General features: G+C 66.5%; 20 protein-coding genes. 10 read left to right on the top strand and 10 right to left on the bottom strand.

The window, feature by feature from the left end; translation table 11 throughout:
• Positions 1-67: 67 nt before the first annotated feature.
• Positions 68-544 (bottom strand): VOC family protein, encoded by a 477-nt coding sequence (locus ABIB51_RS05690; RefSeq protein ID WP_354186333.1) that lies wholly within the window; start codon positions 542-544, stop codon positions 68-70.
• A gap of 119 nt (positions 545-663) precedes the next feature.
• Between ABIB51_RS05690 and ABIB51_RS05685 the strand changes: the two genes are divergently transcribed.
• Positions 664-1089 carry a DUF3054 domain-containing protein gene (locus tag ABIB51_RS05685; RefSeq protein ID WP_354186332.1) on the top strand — a complete coding sequence of 142 codons (426 nt, stop codon included), beginning with the start codon at positions 664-666 and terminating at the stop codon, positions 1087-1089.
• Between the two features lie 87 nt (positions 1090-1176).
• Complete coding sequence (locus tag ABIB51_RS05680; RefSeq protein WP_354186331.1) at positions 1177-1458, top strand: Lrp/AsnC family transcriptional regulator; 282 nt, start codon at positions 1177-1179, stop codon at positions 1456-1458.
• Between the two features lie 38 nt (positions 1459-1496).
• Here ABIB51_RS05680 and trpD read toward each other — a convergent pair whose 3' ends face one another.
• Positions 1497-2555, bottom strand: coding sequence for an anthranilate phosphoribosyltransferase (gene trpD / locus ABIB51_RS05675; RefSeq protein WP_354186329.1), 1059 nt, complete (start codon positions 2553-2555; stop codon positions 1497-1499).
• A gap of 148 nt (positions 2556-2703) precedes the next feature.
• Between trpD and ctaE the strand changes: the two genes are divergently transcribed.
• From ctaE to qcrB, 4 genes are all read left to right on the top strand, one after another.
• Complete coding sequence (ctaE, locus tag ABIB51_RS05670; protein ID WP_502916075.1) at positions 2704-3342, top strand: aa3-type cytochrome oxidase subunit III; 639 nt, start codon at positions 2704-2706, stop codon at positions 3340-3342.
• Between the two features lie 87 nt (positions 3343-3429).
• Complete coding sequence (gene qcrC / locus ABIB51_RS05665; RefSeq protein WP_354186325.1) at positions 3430-4218, top strand: cytochrome bc1 complex diheme cytochrome c subunit; 789 nt, start codon at positions 3430-3432, stop codon at positions 4216-4218.
• Between the two features lie 100 nt (positions 4219-4318).
• The gene (qcrA, locus tag ABIB51_RS05660) at positions 4319-5389 is read left to right on the top strand and encodes a cytochrome bc1 complex Rieske iron-sulfur subunit (RefSeq protein ID WP_354186323.1); all 1071 of its coding nucleotides are present in this window, start codon (positions 4319-4321) and stop codon (positions 5387-5389) included.
• On the top strand, positions 5367-7046 hold the full coding sequence (qcrB, locus tag ABIB51_RS05655; protein ID WP_354186321.1) for a cytochrome bc1 complex cytochrome b subunit: 1680 nt from the start codon (positions 5367-5369) through the stop codon (positions 7044-7046). The genes qcrA and qcrB overlap by 23 nt, the downstream gene beginning before the upstream one ends.
• A 69-nt stretch (positions 7047-7115) precedes the next feature.
• Here the strand turns inward: qcrB and ABIB51_RS05650 are convergent, their stop codons facing one another.
• Positions 7116-7907 (bottom strand): GntR family transcriptional regulator, encoded by a 792-nt coding sequence (locus ABIB51_RS05650; protein ID WP_354186319.1) that lies wholly within the window; start codon positions 7905-7907, stop codon positions 7116-7118.
• 139 nt (positions 7908-8046) lie between these two features.
• Between ABIB51_RS05650 and ABIB51_RS05645 the strand changes: the two genes are divergently transcribed.
• Positions 8047-8340 carry an HPr family phosphocarrier protein gene (locus ABIB51_RS05645; protein ID WP_354186317.1) on the top strand — a complete coding sequence of 98 codons (294 nt, stop codon included), beginning with the start codon at positions 8047-8049 and terminating at the stop codon, positions 8338-8340.
• A gap of 135 nt (positions 8341-8475) precedes the next feature.
• Here ABIB51_RS05645 and ABIB51_RS05640 read toward each other — a convergent pair whose 3' ends face one another.
• From ABIB51_RS05640 to ABIB51_RS05620, 5 genes are all read right to left on the bottom strand, one after another.
• Entirely contained in the window at positions 8476-8877 is a 402-nt protein-coding gene (locus ABIB51_RS05640) for a cytochrome c oxidase subunit 4 (protein WP_354186315.1), read from the bottom strand.
• Entirely contained in the window at positions 8874-10598 is a 1725-nt protein-coding gene (gene ctaD / locus ABIB51_RS05635) for an aa3-type cytochrome oxidase subunit I (protein WP_354186313.1), read from the bottom strand. Before ctaD ends, ABIB51_RS05640 begins: the two co-directional genes overlap by 4 nt.
• A 10-nt stretch (positions 10599-10608) precedes the next feature.
• Positions 10609-11481, bottom strand: a complete 873-nt coding sequence (ctaC, locus tag ABIB51_RS05630; protein ID WP_354186311.1) for an aa3-type cytochrome oxidase subunit II — start codon at positions 11479-11481, stop codon at positions 10609-10611.
• Positions 11482-11697: 216 nt separating this feature from the next.
• Complete coding sequence (locus tag ABIB51_RS05625; RefSeq protein WP_354186309.1) at positions 11698-12087, bottom strand: HesB/IscA family protein; 390 nt, start codon at positions 12085-12087, stop codon at positions 11698-11700.
• Between the two features lie 172 nt (positions 12088-12259).
• Positions 12260-13690, bottom strand: a complete 1431-nt coding sequence (locus ABIB51_RS05620; protein WP_354186307.1) for a dipeptidase — start codon at positions 13688-13690, stop codon at positions 12260-12262.
• Between the two features lie 117 nt (positions 13691-13807).
• Between ABIB51_RS05620 and ABIB51_RS05615 the strand changes: the two genes are divergently transcribed.
• Positions 13808-14407: a DUF3043 domain-containing protein gene (locus tag ABIB51_RS05615; RefSeq protein ID WP_354186305.1), complete on the top strand. Its 600-nt coding sequence runs from the start codon at positions 13808-13810 to the stop codon at positions 14405-14407.
• Positions 14408-14504: 97 nt separating this feature from the next.
• Here ABIB51_RS05615 and ABIB51_RS05610 read toward each other — a convergent pair whose 3' ends face one another.
• The gene (locus tag ABIB51_RS05610) at positions 14505-15578 is read right to left on the bottom strand and encodes a quinone-dependent dihydroorotate dehydrogenase (RefSeq protein ID WP_354186303.1); all 1074 of its coding nucleotides are present in this window, start codon (positions 15576-15578) and stop codon (positions 14505-14507) included.
• A gap of 67 nt (positions 15579-15645) precedes the next feature.
• Here ABIB51_RS05610 and ABIB51_RS05605 point away from each other — a divergent pair, with 67 nt between their 5' ends.
• Together ABIB51_RS05605 and ABIB51_RS05600 are read left to right on the top strand one after the other, a co-directional pair.
• Entirely contained in the window at positions 15646-17343 is a 1698-nt protein-coding gene (locus ABIB51_RS05605; protein ID WP_354186301.1) for an FAD-binding dehydrogenase, read from the top strand.
• 12 nt (positions 17344-17355) lie between these two features.
• Complete coding sequence (locus ABIB51_RS05600; RefSeq protein WP_354186299.1) at positions 17356-18354, top strand: alpha/beta hydrolase; 999 nt, start codon at positions 17356-17358, stop codon at positions 18352-18354.
• Positions 18355-18364: 10 nt separating this feature from the next.
• Here the strand turns inward: ABIB51_RS05600 and ABIB51_RS05595 are convergent, their stop codons facing one another.
• Positions 18365-19192 carry an isoprenyl transferase gene (locus ABIB51_RS05595; protein ID WP_354186297.1) on the bottom strand — a complete coding sequence of 276 codons (828 nt, stop codon included), beginning with the start codon at positions 19190-19192 and terminating at the stop codon, positions 18365-18367.
• Between the last annotated feature and the right edge of the window lie 28 nt (positions 19193-19220).

Below are 19220 nucleotides of genomic sequence, written 5' to 3'. Positions count from 1 at the left end.
GCGGACAGCAAGATCCGGAGCCAATCTCCCGCACGGGCGGCCCGGCGCCCCTCGCCGTCGGCGCGGATCAGCCGGCGTCGTAGGCCTTCTGCAGCCCGGCGATGTCGAGCTTCTGCATTCCGAGCATGGCCTGCATGGCCCGCTGCGCGCCGGCCGGATCGGGGCCGCCGATGAGCTGGCCCAGAACGGACGGGATGACCTGCCACGAGACCCCGTACTTGTCCTTCAGCCAGCCGCACTGGCTTTGGGAGCCGCCTTCGCTCAACACCGACCAGTAGCGGTCCACTTCCTCCTGCGAGGAACAATCAATGACAAAGGACACCGCCTCGCTGAACGAGAACGACGGTCCTCCGTTCAGGGCCGTGAAGGTCCTGCCCTCGATCTCGAAGCGCACGGTGATCGCCTGGCCCGCCGGTCCCGGACCGCCCACGCCGTAGCGGGCCACGTCAAGGACCCTGCCGCCCTCGAAGACGGAAGCGTAGAACTCGGCGGCTTCTTCGGCCTGGTTGTCGAACCACAGGCACGTGGTGATCTTTTCGCCCACTGCAGGCCTTCTTCCGTTCGGCCCGTGCCGCGCGGCGGTGTCCGGCGGCACTGCGGGTGTGAGCCAGAGCCTAGTCCGGCGGATACGGCGGCACAACGCACCGGGCTAGGCTTGGAACCATGACGTCGCCAACGCCCCCGCTCCCCAGTCCGGCCAGGAACACCAGTTTCCGGCGGACCGCCGTGATCGCTGCCGCGGCAGACGCGGCCCTGATCCTCCTGTTTGCCGCCATCGGCCGGGACGCGCACCAGCGCGGCGAGATCATCACCGGGGTCCTTGCCACAGCGTGGCCGTTCCTCGCCGGTGCCGCCGCGGGCTGGCTCGCTTTGCGCGCCTGGCGCGCCCCGCTGGCACTCTGGCCGGCCGGCGTCGGCGTCTGGCTCGGAACCGTCGCCGTCGGGATGCTGCTGCGCGCCTTCACGGGCCAGACAGTGGTCCTGCCGTTCGTGATCGTGGCGCTGCTCGCGCTGGGTGTTTTCCTGCTCGGCTACCGGCTGCTGGCCGCCGCGGCACTCCGGTTCCGGGCACGCCGGCGCCGGGCCTGATGTACTAGGCTTGCAGGGACACGGCACGGGCCCGCAGGGGCACAAGATCAGCCAGCAACGGCGCAACAGATCCGGAAAGGTACAGACGTGGTCACCGCTTTCGTCCTGATCAAGACAGACGCTTCCCGCATCCCGGAAACCGCTGAGGAAATCTCCGCCATTGCGGGCATCAGCGAGGTGTATTCCGTGACCGGCGAATGGGACCTGATTGCCATCGCGAGGGTGGCCCGGCACGACGACCTCGCGGACGTCATTGCCGACAAGCTGTCCAAAGTCCGCGGCGTTGTACACACCACCACCCAGATTGCCTTCCGCGCCTACTCCCAGCACGACCTCGACGCGGCCTTCGCGCTCGGCTTCGAGCAGTAGCCGCCAGGACCGGTCCGTGCCCCGGCATCCGGGGCCGGTCAGCTGTGGGAGAGTGCCACCCAGCGATCCAGCACGGCCGCCGCAGCGCCGGATTCGATCGATTCCTCAGCCCGCTTCAGCGCGGCGCCCATCCGCTCCTTGAACGGACCCACGGCATCGAGGTCGAAGGCCACCAGCCCGGCGGCGGCATTCAGCAGCGCGGCGTCACGCGCCGGGCCCGGCGCTCCCGACAGCACGGCACGGACGACGGCGGCGTTGGCCGCCGCGTCGCCGCCGCGGAGTTCTTCGAGTGTCGCCTGGCGGATGCCCAGTTCCCGCGGATCAAACATTTCCTCTGACACCTCGCCGTTCCGGAATTCCCAGACCCGCGACGGCCCCGTGGTGGTCAGCTCATCCAGACCGTCACTGCCGCGGAACACCAGTCCACGGCTGCCGCGTTTGGCGAGCACCCCGGCCACGAGGGGTGCCATCCGTTCGTTGGCGACGCCGACGGCGGAGGCCTGGACGTGCGCGGGATTAATCATGGGGCCGAGGAAATTGAACGCCGTCGGCACGCCCAGTTCGCGACGGGCGACGGCTGCGTGCCGCATCGAGGGATGGAACACCTGGGCGAAGCAGAAGGTGATTCCGGCCTCGTCCGCATTGCGCGCCACGCGCGGAATCGGCAGGTCCAGCCGGACTCCGAGGGCCTCCAGGACATCGGCCGAGCCGGACGTCGAGGAAGCTGCGCGGTTGCCGTGCTTAACCACTTTGGCGCCGGCGCCGGCGGCCACCAGCGCAGCCATGGTGGAGATGTTGACGGTGTTCTGCTGGTCCCCTCCGGTGCCGACGATGTCCAGCTTCTCGCCGGCAATTTCAATCGGGCTGGCATTGGAGATCATCGCCTCGACGAGCCCGGCCAGCTCATCCACAGTCTCCCCCTTGGACCGCAGGGCAACCAGGAACCCGGCGACCTGCGCCGGCGTTGCTTCCCCGGACATGATGGAGTTCATCGCCCACTGCGTGCTGCCGGTCGTGAGATCGGTGCCGTTGATGAGTGCGCCGATGAGCCGCGGCCAGGTGTTGCCTGCCGCCTGTGCAGATGCCTGAGAAGTCACCTTCAGATGCTATCGAGGTGCGTGCCGCTATGACCAATGTGAACGGTGCCGGGAACTTTTCCGCGCGAATTCGCGTCTTTGTAGAAAAAGTCCTCCGAAAACGCGGTTTGCGTTGGGCAGGACGGACTTTTATAGACATAATGTCTATGTGACATCTGCGACCCATGCCCCCAGTACCCCGGCGCACCCGACGCTGAATCGCCCGAACATGGTTTCCGTTGGAACCGTAGTCTGGCTGTCCAGTGAGTTGATGTTCTTCGCCGGTCTCTTCGCCATGTACTTCACACTCCGTTCGACTTCCGGACAGATGTGGGCCGAAGAGACAGCCAAGCTCAACTTCCCCTTTGCGCTCGTAAACACGATCGTCCTCGTGGCAAGTTCCTTTACTTGCCAGATGGGCGTCTTCGCCGCTGAGCGGCTCCAGCCGCGCCGAAGCGGCGGACGCCTCAGCTTCACCCGGTGGGGAATGAACGGATGGTTCACCCTGACCTTCATCATGGGTGCCTTCTTCGTGGCCGGCCAGGCGACCGAGTACGCCATGCTCGTTTCCGAGCATGTCTCCCTCTCGTCGAACGCCTACGGCTCAGCCTTCTACATGACGACGGGCTTCCACGGCCTGCACGTCATCGGCGGCCTGGTTGCCTTCCTGCTCATCATCGGCCGCTCCTTCGCAGCGAAGAAGTTCGGCCACTTCGAGGCAACGTCCGCGATCGTCACCTCGTACTACTGGCACTTCGTTGACGTCGTGTGGATCGGCCTTTTCCTGGTCATCTACGTCCTCAAGTAGCTGTGACTTGACTCTTTTTCTACAAGAGGCAGAATTTCTAGAAGCGGCTCCCCGAGCCAACGCAGGATCGAATAAAGGAACCACCACGTGAAGGCACTCTCGCAGAAGCGACGTCACCCACTGGCAGCAATTGCACTGCTGCTGATGGGCCTCTTGGTCACCGGTGGGCTGTACGCCGTCGCCACCACCGTCAATCAGGCCAAGGCCGACACCACAAGCTTCAGCGCAAGCGATGCAGAAGAAGGCGGCAAGCTTTTCGCCGCCAACTGCGCCACCTGCCACGGCATGGGTGCCAGCGGCTCGCAAGCCGGACCGTCCCTGGTTGGTGTCGGCGCAGCCGCCGTTGACTTCCAGGTCGGCACCGGACGCATGCCCATGCAGATGAACGGCCCCCAGGCGTACCAGAAGCCCGCCCAGTTCAACGAAGAGCAGACCCGCCAGCTGGCTGCCTACGTTGCCACTCTCGGCCCCGGCCCGTCCATCCCCGAGGAGCACCTCCTCGACGGTCAGGGCGACGCCGCCAACGGTGGAGAACTGTTCCGCGTCAACTGCGCCATGTGCCACAACGCTGCCGCGGCCGGCGGTGCGCTGACCCGGGGCAAATTCGCCCCGGCCCTCGCCGGCGTCTCCGGCCAGCACATCTACGAAGCCATGGTCTCCGGCCCGCAGAACATGCCGGTCTTCAACGATGCGAACATCTCCCCCGAAGGCAAGCGCGACATCATTACCTTCCTGAAGCAGATCGAGGCCAACGGTTCACCCGGCGGCGCCGATCTCGGTGCACTGGGTCCGGTGTCGGAAGGTCTGTTTGTCTGGATCGCCGGCCTCGGCGTCATCATCGCCTTCACCATCTGGCTGACTTCCCGGACTTCCTAGGCAGCCTCCACAACTGTAAGAATTTTCTGCTGACCCGTCAGCAGTTTGAATTGAAAACTAACCTGGCAGACGCCGGGACGAGAGAAGGATGAGGCGAATTATGGGCAACCATAGTGACGGCAGTCCGAACCACTCGGGCACCGTAGCTACGGCTGGTCAGAATGAGGTGGAGAAGTTCCAGGATCCTGGAATTCCCCCGCATCGTTTGCGCCTGGCTGACACGGACCCGAGGGCCGCCAAGCGAGCAGAACGGCAGGTCGCCCTTCTGTTCGGCTCCTCGGTCGTTGGCACCCTGATATTCCTGGTGGCGTACTTCGCCATCGATCTGGGAGAAGACTCCTCGATCGCCACGATCCGGCTCCAGAACGCACTGCTGGGCATCGGCACGGCTTTCGCCATGCTCGGCATCGGCACCGGCATCGTGCACTGGGCCAAGGCCCTCATGCCGGACCACGAGGTCTCGGAAGAGCGCCACGCTGTCCGCACCGAGGATGATCGCCTGGCCGCTGTCCGGATCGTCGACGACATCGTCGAGGAAACCGGAATCAAGCGCCGCCCGCTGATCCGCAACACCCTCCTTGGCGCCGTCGCCCTGGCACCCCTGCCGGCTCTTGCCGTCTTCGGTGACCTTGGCCCGCGGCCCGACAACACGCTCGCCCACACCATGTGGGCGCCGCAGGACGGCAAGCTCAAGCGGCTTTCCCGCGACCCTGATGGAACCCCCATCAAGGCCTCGGACGTCACCATCGGCTCGGCCTTCCACGTCATCCCGGAAGGCCTGAACGAGCTCCACGAGGGCAAGCTGAACGAAAAGGCCAAGGCCGTCGTTCTGCTCATGCGCCTCAACCCGGAATCCCTCAACCCCTCCCCGGGGCGCGAGGACTGGAGCTACAACGGCATCGTCGCTTACTCCAAGATCTGCACCCACGTTGGTTGCCCTGTTGCCCTGTACGAGCAGCAGACCCACCACCTGCTGTGCCCGTGCCACCAGTCAACCTTCGATCTCACCCGGGAATGCAAGGTTATCTTCGGCCCGGCCAGCCGGCCCCTCCCCCAGCTGCCCATCGCAGTTGACTCCGAGGGCTACCTGGTCGCCACCAGCGACTTCAAAGAACCTGTAGGACCTAGCTATTGGGAGCGTGATGAGCATGAGCGCAACATCGACAGCTAATGCCCCCACCTTCGTCGCCAAGACCAAGGCCGGCCGCATCACTGACTTCGTCGACCAGCGCGTCGGCGGCTCGGGCATGCTGCGCGAATTCGGACGCAAGGTCTTCCCGGACCACTGGTCCTTCATGTTCGGTGAAGTGGCGCTGTACTCGTTCGTCATCCTGCTGCTTTCCGGCACCTTCCTGACGTTCTTCTTCGACCCGTCCATGGCGGAAACGCACTACACGGGCTCCTACACCCCGCTGAAGAACGTCGAAATGTCGGTTGCCTACAGCTCCTCTCTGGACATCTCCTTCGACGTCCGTGGCGGCCTGTTCATGCGCCAGGTGCACCACTGGGCGGCCCTGCTGTTCGTGGCCTCCGTGTCCGTGCACATGCTCCGCGTGTTCTTCACCGGCGCTTTCCGCAAGCCCCGCGAACTCAACTGGGTGGTGGGCGGCGTCCTGCTCATCCTCTCGATGGCTGCCGGCTTCACCGGCTACTCGCTCCCCGATGACCTGCTTTCCGGTAACGGCCTGCGCATCATCGACGGCGTGATCAAGTCCATCCCGGTGATCGGCACCTACACCTCGTTCTTCCTCTTCGGCGGCGAGTTCCCGGGAACGGTCATCATCAGCCGCCTGTACATGCTGCACATCCTGCTGGTGCCGGCGCTCATCCTCCTGATGATCGTGATGCACCTCTTTATGGTGGTCGTGCACAAGCACACCCAGTACCCGGGCCCGGGACGCAACGACGGCAACGTCGTCGGCTACCCCCTCGGCCCGGTCTACGCGGCCAAGGCCGGCGGCTTCTTCTTCATCGTGTTCGGTGTCGTTGCCCTGATGGCGGCATTCTTCACCATCAACCCGATCTGGAACTACGGCCCCTACGACCCCTCCCCCGTATCCGCAGGCACGCAGCCTGACTGGTACATCGGCTGGGTTGACGGTGCCCTGCGCCTGATGCCGGGCATCATCGGTGACTGGAAGGTCGAGCAGGTGTGGTTCGGCCACGTCTTCACCTTCAACGTGCTGCTCCCGGCCCTGGTTCCGGCCGGACTGGTATTCACGGCACTCTTCACCTACCCGTGGATTGAACGCTGGATCACCAAGGACGACCGTGAGCACCACGTCCTGGACCGTCCCCGCAACGCGCCCACCCGGACGGCAATCGGCATGGCCGGCTTCACGTTCTACTGCGTCATGTGGGCCGCGGCCAGCTCCGACCTCATCGCCACGCACTTCCACGTGTCCCTGAATGACGTCACCTACTGGCTCCGTGCACTGTTCTTCGTCGGCCCGGTCATCGCGTTCGCCGTGACCAAGCGCGTGGCCCTGGCCCTGCAGCGCAAAGACCGCGAGATTGCCCTGCACGGCCGTGAGACCGGCCGCATCGTCCGCTTGCCGCATGGTGAGTTCATCGAGGTGCACGCCCCGCTGGACGAGTACAAGCGGTACAAGCTGGTCGGTTTCGAATCGCCGTCCCCGCTCCCCGCTGAACCGAATGCCCACGGCATCGTCGACAGCAAGGAGAAGCGCCGCGCGAAGCTTTCCCAGTGGTTCTTCGAGGACCGGGTCGCCCCGGCCTCACCCGCTGAGCTTGAGGCGGCCCATGGCCACCACGGCGTGCACGAGGCAATCGAAGCGACCGAGTCGCAGAAGACCCTCAGCCACTAGTTCCACGGCATGACGCAGCAAGGCCCGGTCCACCAGGACCGGGCCTTGCTGCGTTCCCCCTCTTAGCGCCTACTGGCGGTACCCCGAGGCGTAGTTGCGTGTCGGGCGGACACCGGGGCGTTGCAGCGGCACCCAGAGCTTGTAACGGTCGGCGCGGTAATAGGACACCGAGTAGTCCACCATCGCCCGCGCCACGAAGGCATGGCGCTGGATCTTCAGCAGCGGTGAACCTACCTCGACGTTGAGCAGCCGCGCCGTTGACGGCGACGCAGCCGTCGCCTCGATCATGTCCTCGCCCCACTCCATCACGAGGCCGAAGCGCTCGCTCAGGACGTTGTAGAGGGAAGTGGGCGGTTCGCCGTCGAGCAGTCCGGGGACCCGGTGCGCCGGGATAAAGTTTTCGTCGACGCTCATGGGCTCGTTGTCGGCCAGGAGGAGGCGGCGGAACCGCACCAGCGGCGTCCCCTCCTCCAGCTGCAGCTCACGGGCCAGGAAGGCGCTGGCCCCGATCTGTTCAAAACTGAGGACCTTGGCGGCCGGGACCATGCCGCGGCGCTGCATCTCTTCGCTGTAGGACGTCAGCTTGACCTGCAGGTCAAGCTTGGGTTTCCGGACGAACGTGCCCAAGCCGACGACGCGCTCAATGACCTCTTCACCCACGAGGGCATCGATGGCCTGGCGTACCGTCATGCGGGCCAGTCCGAAGCGCAGGGCGAGGTCCCTCTCGGATGGCAGCGCCGATCCCGGCGGACAGGCTTTTACGATGTGGGCCCTGAGGATCTCCCGGAGCTGGACGTAGATTGGGGTGCCGTTCTGCCGGTCGATCTCGCCGGCCATCCGGGCCGCATCAGAAGATGCCATTGCACTGCCCGCCGCATTCGTTCATACCTCAAGCGTAGGTCACTCCGCCGACAGGTCTAGACCACTCCGGACGTGGTTCGTGGCCTGCCGCGCCCACGGCTACGCTTAATTCATCTCACCGAAGAATGAAGGAGTTCCGTTGCCAGTACGCAAGGCAATCGTCCAGGCCGCCGTCGGGCTGCACGCCCGGCCCGCAGCGGTGTTTGTCCGGGCGGTGACCGACACGGGGCTGCCCGTCACCATCAGCAAGGACGGCAAGCCGGGCGTCGATGCCCGCTCGCTGCTGGAGGTCATGACCGAGGACTTCTCCTGTGGCTGCGAAGTGGAACTCGCCGTCGCGGCGGACGCGATCTCCGGCCGGCACAGCCTCGTCGAGGCCGAGGACGCCCTCGAGAGCCTGCGGCGCCTGCTGGAGTCCGCACAGAGCCGCTGAACGCCCCCGGGAGCCCCTGCACGCGTTGTCCTGCCGGACGTTCCCCCGTGAATGCAGGCGCCAGCGTAAACGACGGCGGGCCCCACCAATTGGTGGGGCCCGCCGTCGTTGTATTGCTAACTTGCCTGGACGAGGCTAGTGCGCGTGGTCACCGCGGCTGTACTCGTACACCCAGCCGATGAGGGCCACAACCGCCATGCCGGCGGCGATGAAGACGATCCAGAATCCGATGGCCATGCCGAGGAACCCGGCGGCGCAGGACATGCCCAGAACGAGCGGCCACCAGCTCCAGGGGCTGAAGTGCCCCTGTTCGCCCGCACCCTCGTGGATCTCGGCGTCGTTGCGGTCCTCGGGACGCATGCCGACGCGCTTCCCGGTGAAGCCGAGGTACGCGCCGATCATGCCGGCGAGGCCGCCGACCAGCAGCACACCGAGGATGCCCACCCATTCAGACCAGTTCGTCAGGAAACCGTAAATCAGGGCCACCGGGACGAAGAAGAACACTCCGAGGCCAAAAATCCTTGATTCGATCTTCACTGGGCGGTGTCCTTCTGGTCGGCGTTACCGAGCGCGGCTGCCGCCGGGGCAGGAGACTCGACGGTGTATGACTGGGAGAGCTCGGGGTGGTGCAGGTCCAGGGCAGGACGTTCCGAGCGGATCCGCGGCAGCGACGTGAAGTTGTGACGCGGCGGCGGGCAGGAGGTTGCCCACTCCAGGGAGGCACCGAAGCCCCAGGGGTCATCCACCTGGACCTTTTCGTTGCTGCGCCAGGTGATGTAGACGTTCCAGAAGAACGGGATCAGCGAGGCGCCCAGCAGGAAGGAGGCGTAGGTGGAGAACTGGTTCATCCAGGTGAAGTTGTCCTGCGGCATGTAGTCCGCGTAGCGGCGCGGCATGCCCTCGACGCCCAGCCAGTGCTGGATGAGGAAGGTGCCGTGGAAGCCGAGGAACAGCATCCAGAAGTGGATCTTGCCGAGGCGCTCGTTGAGCATCTTGCCGGTCCACTTGGGCCACCAGAAGTAGAAGCCGGCGAACATGGCGAACACGACGGTGCCGAAGACCACGTAGTGGAAGTGCGCCACCACGAAGTACGAGTCCGAGACGTGGAAGTCCAGCGGCGGGGAGGCCAGGATGATGCCGGTCAAGCCACCGAAGAGGAACGTCGCCAGGAAGCCGATGCTCCAGAGCATGGGGGTTTCGAAGGTGATGGAACCGCGCCACATGGTGCCGATCCAGTTGAAGAACTTCACCCCGGTCGGAACCGCGATCAGCATCGTCATGAAGGAGAAGAACGGCAGCAGGACCGAGCCGGTGACGTACATGTGGTGGGCCCACACGGTCACGGACAGTGCGGCGATGGAGATCGTCGCGTACACCAGGCCCTTGTAGCCGAAGATCGGCTTGCGGCTGAAGACCGGGAAGATCTCGGACACGATGCCGAAGAACGGCAGCGCGATGATGTAGACCTCGGGGTGGCCGAAGAACCAGAACAGGTGCTGCCAGAGCACGGCACCGCCGTTTTCCGGGTCGAAGATGTGCGCACCGAACCGGCGGTCCGCGCCGAGGGCGAACAGGGCTGCGGCCAGCGGCGGGAACGCCATCAGGACGAGGATGGAGGTGACCAGGGCGTTCCAGGTGAAGATCGGCATGCGCCACATCGTCATGCCCGGTGCCCGCATGCAGATGATGGTAGTGATGAAGTTCACCGCGCCGAGGATGGTGCCGAAGCCGGAGAGCGCCAGGCCGAAGACCCAGAGGTCACCGCCCACGCCGGGGCTGAAGGTCGTGTTGGACAGCGGTGCGTAAGCGAACCAGCCGAACGACGCGGCACCCTGCGGGGTGATGAATCCGGACACCGCGATGGTGGAGCCGAAGAGGAAGAACCAGAACGCCAGGGCGTTGAGCCGCGGGAAGGCGACGTCCGGGGCGCCGATCTGGAGCGGCATGATGACGTTGGTGAAGCCGGCGAACAGCGGCGTCGCGAACATCAGCAGCATGACGGTGCCGTGCATGGTGAAGAGCTGGTTGTACTGCTCTTTGGTCTGCAGGATCTGCATGCCGGGCTCGAAAAGCTCGGCGCGGATGAGCAGCGCCATAACACCGCCGAAGCAGAAGAACACGAAGGACGCGATCAGGTACATGTACCCGATGGTCTTGTGGTCCGTGGAGGTGATCCAGTTGACGACGATGCGCCCCTTGGACTTGGGCACTACGGGAGCCTCAAGGGTCCCGGAGGGCTGACTGTAGGTGGTTGCCACGTCGCTTCCCTTACTTGGTCTCGGTCGGGGCCGGGTTGCGGTCGTACTCTTCACCGAGCAGGCCGGCGTTGCCGTCCTGGCGCAGCTGCCCGAGATGCGCCTGGAACTCCGAATCGGAGACAACCTTCACGCGGAACAGCATTTCGGAGTGGTATTCGCCACAGAGTTCGGCGCACTTGCCGTCGTAGGTCCCCTCCTTGGTGGGGGTGAACCTGATGTAGTTGGTCTTGCCGGGGATCATGTCCCGCTTCTGCAGGAACGCGGGAACCCAGAAGGAGTGGATGACGTCGCGTGAATTCAGCTCGAGGTCAACCGACTTGTTCACCGGAAGGTACAGCGTGGGCAGCTTTTCCTTGTCCACGGCATTGCCGGTGAGGTGCGCCTGGACGCCGGCCTCGTGGACGTCGTCGGTGACGACCTCGCCCTTTTTGTAGTTGAAGTCCCAGGCCCACTGCTTGCCGCGGACGTCCACTACGACGTCGGCGGGCTTTGAGCGGTCATCGATCGCCTGCTGGTCGCGGTCTGTGAAGTAGAAGAACACCAGGACCATGAACAGCGGGATCGTCAGGTAGAACACTTCAAGCGGCAGGTTGAAGCTGTTCTGGCGGGGGAAACCTACGGTGCCCTTGCGCCGCCGGTAAGCGACGATGCACCAGATCATCAAACCCCAGGTAATGATGCCGACGACCAGCGCGGCAATCCATGAGTTGACCCAGAGGTCCATGATGCGGTCAGTGTGGTTGGTGGTGCCACGCTCGGTGGGCAACCACCCTTTCTGTACCTCTGGTGAACATCCAGTCAAAGCCAACGCGCCGGCTAGTGCCAAGCCAGTGATCGTAGTGATCTGTTTGCGTCGGCTGCCGGTTCGGTTCTGCGAACTCACAGACGGCCCTTCCTACTTGTTGCTGTCTTGTTGCTGTCGCCCGGCCGCCGATGGCGCCCGGGCACACTAAAAGTTTTACTACTCGATGTAGAGCTTACCGCTCCCCCGGAGTTTTCGCCCACATGTCCGCGCCGTGGCTCGGGACCGTTTTTACCGCATCCCGCGAATGCCCCCCGGACGGCACAAAGGCCGGGCTGATTGCCCGGCCTTTAGACCTTAGTGGAAGGAATCCCCGCAGGCGCAGGAGCCGCCGGCATTCGGATTGTCGATGGTGAAGCCCTGCTTCGCGATGGTGTCCTCGAAGTCGATGCTGGCCCCGCTGAGATAGGGGACGCTCATCTTGTCAACGACAACTTCCACGCCGTCGTAGTCGCGGACGGCGTCTCCGTCGAGGAGCCGTTCGTCGAAGTAGAGCTGGTAGATCAGGCCGGAGCAACCGCCCGGCTGCACGGCAACACGGAGGCGCAGGTCGGTGCGGCCTTCCTGCTCGAGCAGGCTGCGGACCTTGCCGGCAGCAACATCGGTCAGCTGGACCTCGTGGGTGGCCAGCTCGCCAGCCGCGGCGACGGTCGTGTCGGCGCTGTTTTCATTGGTTGTAGTGCTCATGGCCTACCTTCTTACGACGGTGGTGGCGGCCCCGCTCCCGCGGTGCCCGCCCCTACTTAAACGGTATGGGCTATAGCTACATGCTACGTCGATCAGCCGTGTAGCTCTAACTTCTGACGTAACCGTGGCAGCAGGCTGGATGTTCCCCGGCGCCGCCGGATAACCCGGCAGCTCAGGCCAGTCCCTCTGCGTTCAGGCGGGCCAGCATGAACGCTTCGGCCACGATCGCGTTGCGGAAGTCCTCGAGGTGGAGGGATTCGTTGGCGCTGTGGGCGCGGGAATCGGGATCCTCCACGCCGGTGACCAGGATCTGAACGTCCGGGTAGAGGTCGGTCAGGTCGGCGATGAACGGAATGGAACCGCCGATCCCCATTTCGACCGCCGGAACGCCCCACGCTTCGCCGAGTGCCCACATGGCGACGCTGGCGGCCTTGGATGAGGTATCCGTCAGGAACGCGTTGCCGCTCTCCCCCGGCGTGAAAACCACGTGGGCACCGAAGGGTGCATTGGCCTCCACGTGCTTCCGCACGGCGTCCATGGCTTCCGCGGGGTCCTGGCCCGGGGCGAGCCGCAGGCTGAACTTGGCACGGGCCCGCGGCAGCAGGGTGTTGGACGCGACGTCCACGGCCGGGGCGTCGAACCCGATGATGGACAGTGCAGGTTTGGTCCACATCCGGGAGGCGATGCTCCCCGTGCCGGCAAGCTGGACGCCGTCGAGCACCGAGGCGTCTGCGCGGTATTCCGCTTCGCTGAGGTCGACGGTGACGTCGTCGCGGCTGACCAGCCCGGCCACTGCGACGCTGCCGTCGGCGTCATGCAGGGTGGCGATCAGGCGGGCGAGCAGGGTCGGGGCGTCGAGCACGGGGCCGCCGAACATGCCGGAGTGGACCGCGTGGTCCAGGACCTTGACCTCGATGGTGCCGTCGACCAGTCCGCGCAGGCTCGTAGTAAGGGCGGGAACACCGACTTTCCAGTTGCTGGAGTCGGCCACGACGATCACATCGGCGCGCAGCAGTTCCTGGTGCGTCTCCAGGAAGGAGCGGAACGTCGGGGAACCGGCTTCTTCCTCGCCCTCAAAGAAGAAGGTCACGCCCAGGCCCAGATCATCGCCCAGGACCCGGGTCACGGCCGAGTACGCGGCGATGTGGGCCAGGATCCCAGCTTTGTCGTCCGCGGCGCCCCGGCCGTACAGCCTGCCGTCACGTTCGACGGCGGTGAACGGCTCGGTCTCCCACAACGCCAGATCGCCGGTGGGCTGCACATCGTGGTGCGCGTAGAGCAGGATGGTCGGTTTGCCCTCGGCGGCGGGCCGGCGGGCGACGACGGCGGGGCCGCCGGGGGTGCCGTCCTCCTTGTCGCAGCGCAGGATCCGTACGTCGTCGAAGCCGCTGGCCCGGACCAGTTCGGCCACAGCGTCGGCGCTGGCATTCAGCGGGGCCGGATCAAAGCTGGGCCACGCGATGCCGGGGATAGCGACGAGTTCCTTCAACCGGGCGATCGTGGTGTCGAACGATTCGGTGACGGCGCGGCGGAGGGCCTCGACGTCGAAGTCTCCGGCCGGAAGGGCAGCGGTGTGCGGGTTCCCCGCAGCTGATGAAGTCATGGCGGAAACACTACCCGTGTCGCGGATCACCTCAAACAGGGCCTTAGCCGGGACGCTGCGGCACGCACCGGGTGTGGGCCGCGTCTCGCGGCCGCCGCCGCGGGGTATTCTGTAGGGGTGTTTGGACGTAAAAAAGAAGCGCCATCGGCGCAGGACCTAGTTGACCAGCAGGCGGCCGCGGCTTCAGCCCGGGACGCCACCACGGGCAAGGGCGCGCCCACGCCCAAGCGCAGTGCGCAGGTGGCTGCCCGCAAGCGGCCGCTCGTCCCGGAGGACCGCAAGGCCTCCAAGGCGGCCGAACGCGCAGCCATCCAGGACCAGCGGCTCAAGATGCGGCAGGCCATGGATACCGGCGACGAGAAGTTCCTGCCGTTTCGGGACAAGGGCCCGCAGAAGCGCTTTGCCCGCGACTATGTGGATGCGCGCTTCAGCCTCGGCGAGTACCTCATGTTCGGTGCCCTCATCTTCGTTGTCGTCTCACTCCTCGTGCCCGCGTCGAGCCCGCAGATGATTTACGTCCTGGGAGGTTTCTGGGTGATGTTCCTGGCCGTCTTCGTGGACGTGTTCATCCTCTCCAGGAAGCTCAAGAAGCGCCTGGAGCAGAAGTTCGGCGACGTCGAGCGCGGCACGGTCTGGTACGGCTCCATGCGCTCCCTCCAGTTCCGCCGCCTGCGGCTGCCCAAGCCGCAGGTCACGCGCGGCGAGTTCCCCGCCTGATTTTTCGTCAGCAACAAGAAGCCCCGGCAGTCGGACTGCCGGGGCTTCTGCGTGTCCGGGCCGGCTGGGCAATCCTGCCCGCCGGCACCGCGGCTGCCTACCGCCGCGAAGGGTGTTTGGCGAGCAGCCGGTTGATGTGGGCGGCCCAGAAGGGGCCTTCGTAGAGGAACGCCGTGTAGCCCTGCACAAGGGTGGCGCCGGCGTCGAGGCGCTGCTGGACGTCCTGCGCCGTTTCGACGCCGCCGACGGACACGAGCGTCAGCGCTCCTCCGGTGGCGGCCTTGAGCCTGGCCAGCACCTCAAGAGAGCGTTGCTTCAGCGGCGCGCCGGAGAGCCCGCCGGCCCCGCACGCGGCCACCTTGTCCGCGCCGGACGCCAGCCCGTCCCGTCCGATGGTCGTGTTGGTGGCGATGATGCCGTCCAGTTTCAGGTCCAGGGCCAGGCGCGCGACGTCGTCGATGTCGTCGTCGCTGAGATCCGGCGCAATCTTCACCAGAAGCGGGACGTGCCGGCCGGCCGCCTTGTCCGCTTCCTCCCCCACGGCCGTCAGCAGCGGGCGCAGCGTCGCGACGTCCTGCAGCAACCTGAGGCCGGGGGTGTTCGGGGAGCTGACGTTGACCACGAGGTAGTCCGCGGCGGGGGCCAGGCTGCGGGCACTGACGAGGTAGTCAGGCACCGCGTCCTCCAGCTCCACGACCTTGCTTTTGCCGATGTTGACGCCGATCACCGGGCGGACGCCGGGATAACTGCGCTGCAGGGCTGCGCGGGCGGACTTCAAACGCGGGGCCACCGCGGCGGCGCCGTCGTTGTTGAAGCCCATCCGGTTGATCACGGCCCTGTCCTCGATGAGGCGGAAGAGCCGCGGGGCCGGGTTGCCCGGCTGGGCCTGGCCCGTGATGGTGCCGACCTCCACATGGCCGAAGCCGAGCTCGGTAAGGGCCTCGATGCCGTGGCCCTCCTTGTCGAAGCCCGCCGCCAGCCCGAACGGCGAGGGGAAGGTCAGGCCGAACGCTTCGGTCCGGAGCGAGGCTGCCGGTGCGGTGAACTTCTGGAGCACCCGTCCGGCGCCACAGGAGTGGGCGAGCCTGATGGCTTGGAAGCCGATCCTGTGGGCGCGTTCGGCGTCCATCCATGAGAAGGCCAGCCGGAAGAAAGTCGGATATACGCGCATGGCTCTAGTTTTCCGGTTCCGGCGGTCCAGACCAAACCCGCGCGCCGTCGGGCGCTAGCATGAAGCCATGATCAGCGACGACGGGATTCAAATCGGCGGCTACACGGGGGCGGCAGGGACGCCCGTCAAGGCAGATGTGGTCGTCGTCGGCGCGGGGCTCGCGGGGCTCGTGGCCGCCGCACAGGCCTACGCCGCCGGCCGGCGCGTGGTGGTCCTGGACCAGGAGCCGGCCGCCTCCGTGGGCGGCCAGGCCCCTTGGTCCTTCGGCGGCCTCTTCCTGGTCAACTCGCCCGAACAACGCCGGCTCGGCGTCCGGGACAGCGAGGAGCTGGCCCTCGCCGACTGGCTCTCGTCCGCCGCGTTTGACCGGCCCGAGGACACACTCGCCAGGGACTGGGCGCAGGCTTATGTCCACTTCGCGGCCGGGGAGAAACGCTCCTGGCTCGCGTCCCTGGGAATCGGTTTGTTCCCGTTCGTGCAGTGGGCCGAGCGCGGCGGCTACGGCCCGGACGGGCACGGCAACACAGTGCCGCGCTTCCACGTCGTGTGGGGAACCGGTCCGGCGCTCGTGGCCCCGTTCCTCGCCAAGCTCCGCGAGGGCGAGGCTTCCGGCCGGGTCTCGTTCCTCTTCCGCCACCGCGCCACGGAGCTCGTGACCACGGCCGGGCGGGTGAGCGGGGTCCGCGGCGAGGTGCTCGAACCCAGTGCGGCGGCCCGCGGCGTCGCGTCCTCACGCCGGCAGAGCGGTGCTTTTGAAGTCTGGGCTGCCGCCGTCGTCGTGACAAGCGGCGGAATCGGCGGCAACCATTCCACCGTGCGCCGGCAATGGCCCGGCGGCCGCCCGCCCCTGGCGATGCTCAGCGGAGTGCCCGCCGCGGTGGACGGGGAATTCCTGCCTGCCGTGGCCCGGGCCGGCGGCCGGCTGATCAACGGCGACCGGATGTGGCACTACCCCGAGGGGATCCACAACTACGCGCCGGTCTGGCCGCAGCACGGAATCCGGATCCTGCCCGGTCCGTCCTCCCTGTGGCTGGACGCCACGGGCCGGAGGCTCCCTGCTCCCCTGTTCCCGGGGTTCGATTCCCTCGGCGCACTCCGCCACATCCTGTCCACGGGCCGCGACTATTCCTGGTTCGTGCTCAACAAGACGATCGCCCTGAAGGAATTTGCGCTGTCCGGCTCGGAGCAGAATCCCGACCTCACGGGCAAGGACGTGCGGCTCCTCGCCGCCCGGCTCAAGCCCGGCAGCGACGGCCCGGTGCAGCGGTTCCTGGACCACGGGGTGGACTTCCTGCAGGATGCCACACCCGCCGGGCTGGCGGCCAGGATGAACGCGCTGACGGGCGGGAAGCTGATTGACGGCGCGGAGCTCGACAGCCTGATCCGGTCCCGCGACCGGCAGTTCGCGAGCGGCCTCGGCAAGGACCCCCAGCTTGCCGCGATCCGCGCGGCCCGCCGGTTCACGACGGACAGGATCATGCGGGTGGCTCCGCCGCACCGCATGCTGGACGCCCGGCACGGGCCGCTGGTCGCCGTCCGGCTCTCAGTGCTGACGCGCAAGAGCCTCGGCGGTGTCCACACCGACCTGGATTCCCGCGTGCTCGACAGCGCCGGCCTGCCCGTCCCCGGGCTCTACGCTGCCGGCGAGGCTGCCGGTTTCGGCGGCGGGGGCATCCACGGCTACCGCGCACTGGAGGGGACCTTCCTCGGCGGCTGCCTCTTTTCCGGACGTTCGGCCGGCCGCGCCGCGGCGCAGGCCGTGTAACAGGCGGCGGCCATGGACTGGCAGAGCGATATCCTCGGCGGCGACTTCGAAGCCTGCGCCTTCCAGGCGGCCGGCCCGGACGGTGTGCAACGGACCGCCACGCTGGTGCGGCACGTCCCCCGCGGCGGCGAGGAAGCCGGAGCCTCGGCGGCCGACCAACGCCGGGCGGTGCTGTTCCTGCACGGCTGGAGCGACTACTTCTTCAACGAGGAACTCGCGGAATTCTGGACCGGCAAAGGCTTCCGGTTCTTCGCCCTGGACATGCACAACCACGGACGGAGCCTGCAGCCGGACACCCACGGCGGATATGTCGCCGATCTCGCCTCCTACGACGCCGAGATCACCGCCGCGATCGGCATCATCGGCTCGGCGCGCCCGGAAGGGGCGGTGCCGCCGGACCTGACGCTTATGGGCCACTCGACGGGAGGCCTGATTGCCGCGCTGTGGGCGAGCCGCCACCCGGGAGTCGCCTCGCAGCTGATCCTCGACAGTCCGTGGCTGGAGATGCACGGCAGCCCGGCGGTGCGGCGCGCAACCCGCACCATGCTGGGACCCCTGGCCTGGCTCTGGCCGGAGTCCGTGATCCGGCTCCCCGAACGGGCGTTCTACTGGCGCAGCATCAGCAGCTCAGCCGAGGGCGAATGGGCCCTTGACGACAGGTACCGGCCCCCGCACGCCTTTCCCGTCCGGGCCGGCTGGCTGAGCGCCGTGCTCGCCGGCCAGGCCCAGGTGGCGCGGGGGCTGAACATCCCCATCCCCATCCTTGTCCTGATCTCCGGGGCCAGCGCCAACGGAATGGTCTGGAAGGAGTCCATGCGCAGCACCGACGCGGTGCTGGATGTGAACATGATCGCCCTCAGGGCCCTGAGCCTGGGCCGCACCGTGACACTGGAGCGGATCGACGGGGCGCTCCACGATGTGTTCCTGTCCGCGCCGCGCGTCCGCAAGGACGCCTACGCCCGGCTGGCCCGCTGGATCCGGGCCTACATCCTCGACGAGGGCGGGGCCTAAGCCCCCGCAGTTATGCCCCCGGGACCTCCCCGGCCGGGGCGGCGGCGTCGACGGCCCCGCCGTAGCGGCGGTCCCGCTGGGCGTAGATCTCGACGGCGTCCCAGAGGGTGCGCCGGTCAACGTCAGGCCAGAGCGTGTCGAGGAAGACGAACTCCGCGTACGCCGACTGCCACAGCATGAAGTTGGACAGCCGCTGTTCGCCGGAGCTGCGCAGGAACAGGTCGACGTCGGGAAGATCGGGTTCATCGAGGTACTTCTGGATGGTCTTCTCGGTGATGGCGCCGGGCCGGAGGCGGCCGGCAGCCACCTCCTCGGCGATGGCCGACACGGCGTCGGCGATTTCCGCCCGGCCGCCGTAGTTAACACACATGTTCAAGGTGCAGGTGGTGTTGCCGCGGGTGTAGTCCTCCGCCTCCTCCAGTTCCCGGATGACCGAGCCCCAGAGCCGCGGACGCCGGCCGGACCAGCGGATCCGGACGCCCCATTCGTCCAGCTGGTTCCGCTGGCGACGCAGCACGTCCTTGTTAAATCCCATCAGGAAGCGGACTTCCTCCGGAGACCGGCGCCAGTTCTCCGTGGAAAACGCGTAGACGCTTACATGTTCGATGCCAAGCTCAATGGCTCCCGCCATCACATCGAGCAGGGCCGGCTCCCCCGCCTTGTGCCCCTCGATCCGCGGCAGTCCGCGCTGGTTTGCCCAGCGGCCGTTGCCGTCCATCACGATCGCGACGTGCCGGGGAATGAATTCCGCCGGAATTGCCGGAGGGACCACACCCGAGGGGTGCGCGTACGGGCTCACCACCGGCGCGCTCCGTTGCCGTGCCCGGTTCTTCGTCATTCCCGGATTCTTCTCCAGGTTCCTGCCG

Source organism: Arthrobacter sp. UYCu712, from assembly GCF_040547005.1.
Classification (GTDB): domain Bacteria; phylum Actinomycetota; class Actinomycetes; order Actinomycetales; family Micrococcaceae; genus Arthrobacter.
The sequence above is the reverse complement of the archived record's forward strand: the minus strand, read 5'-3'. Positions and strand labels throughout refer to the sequence as shown.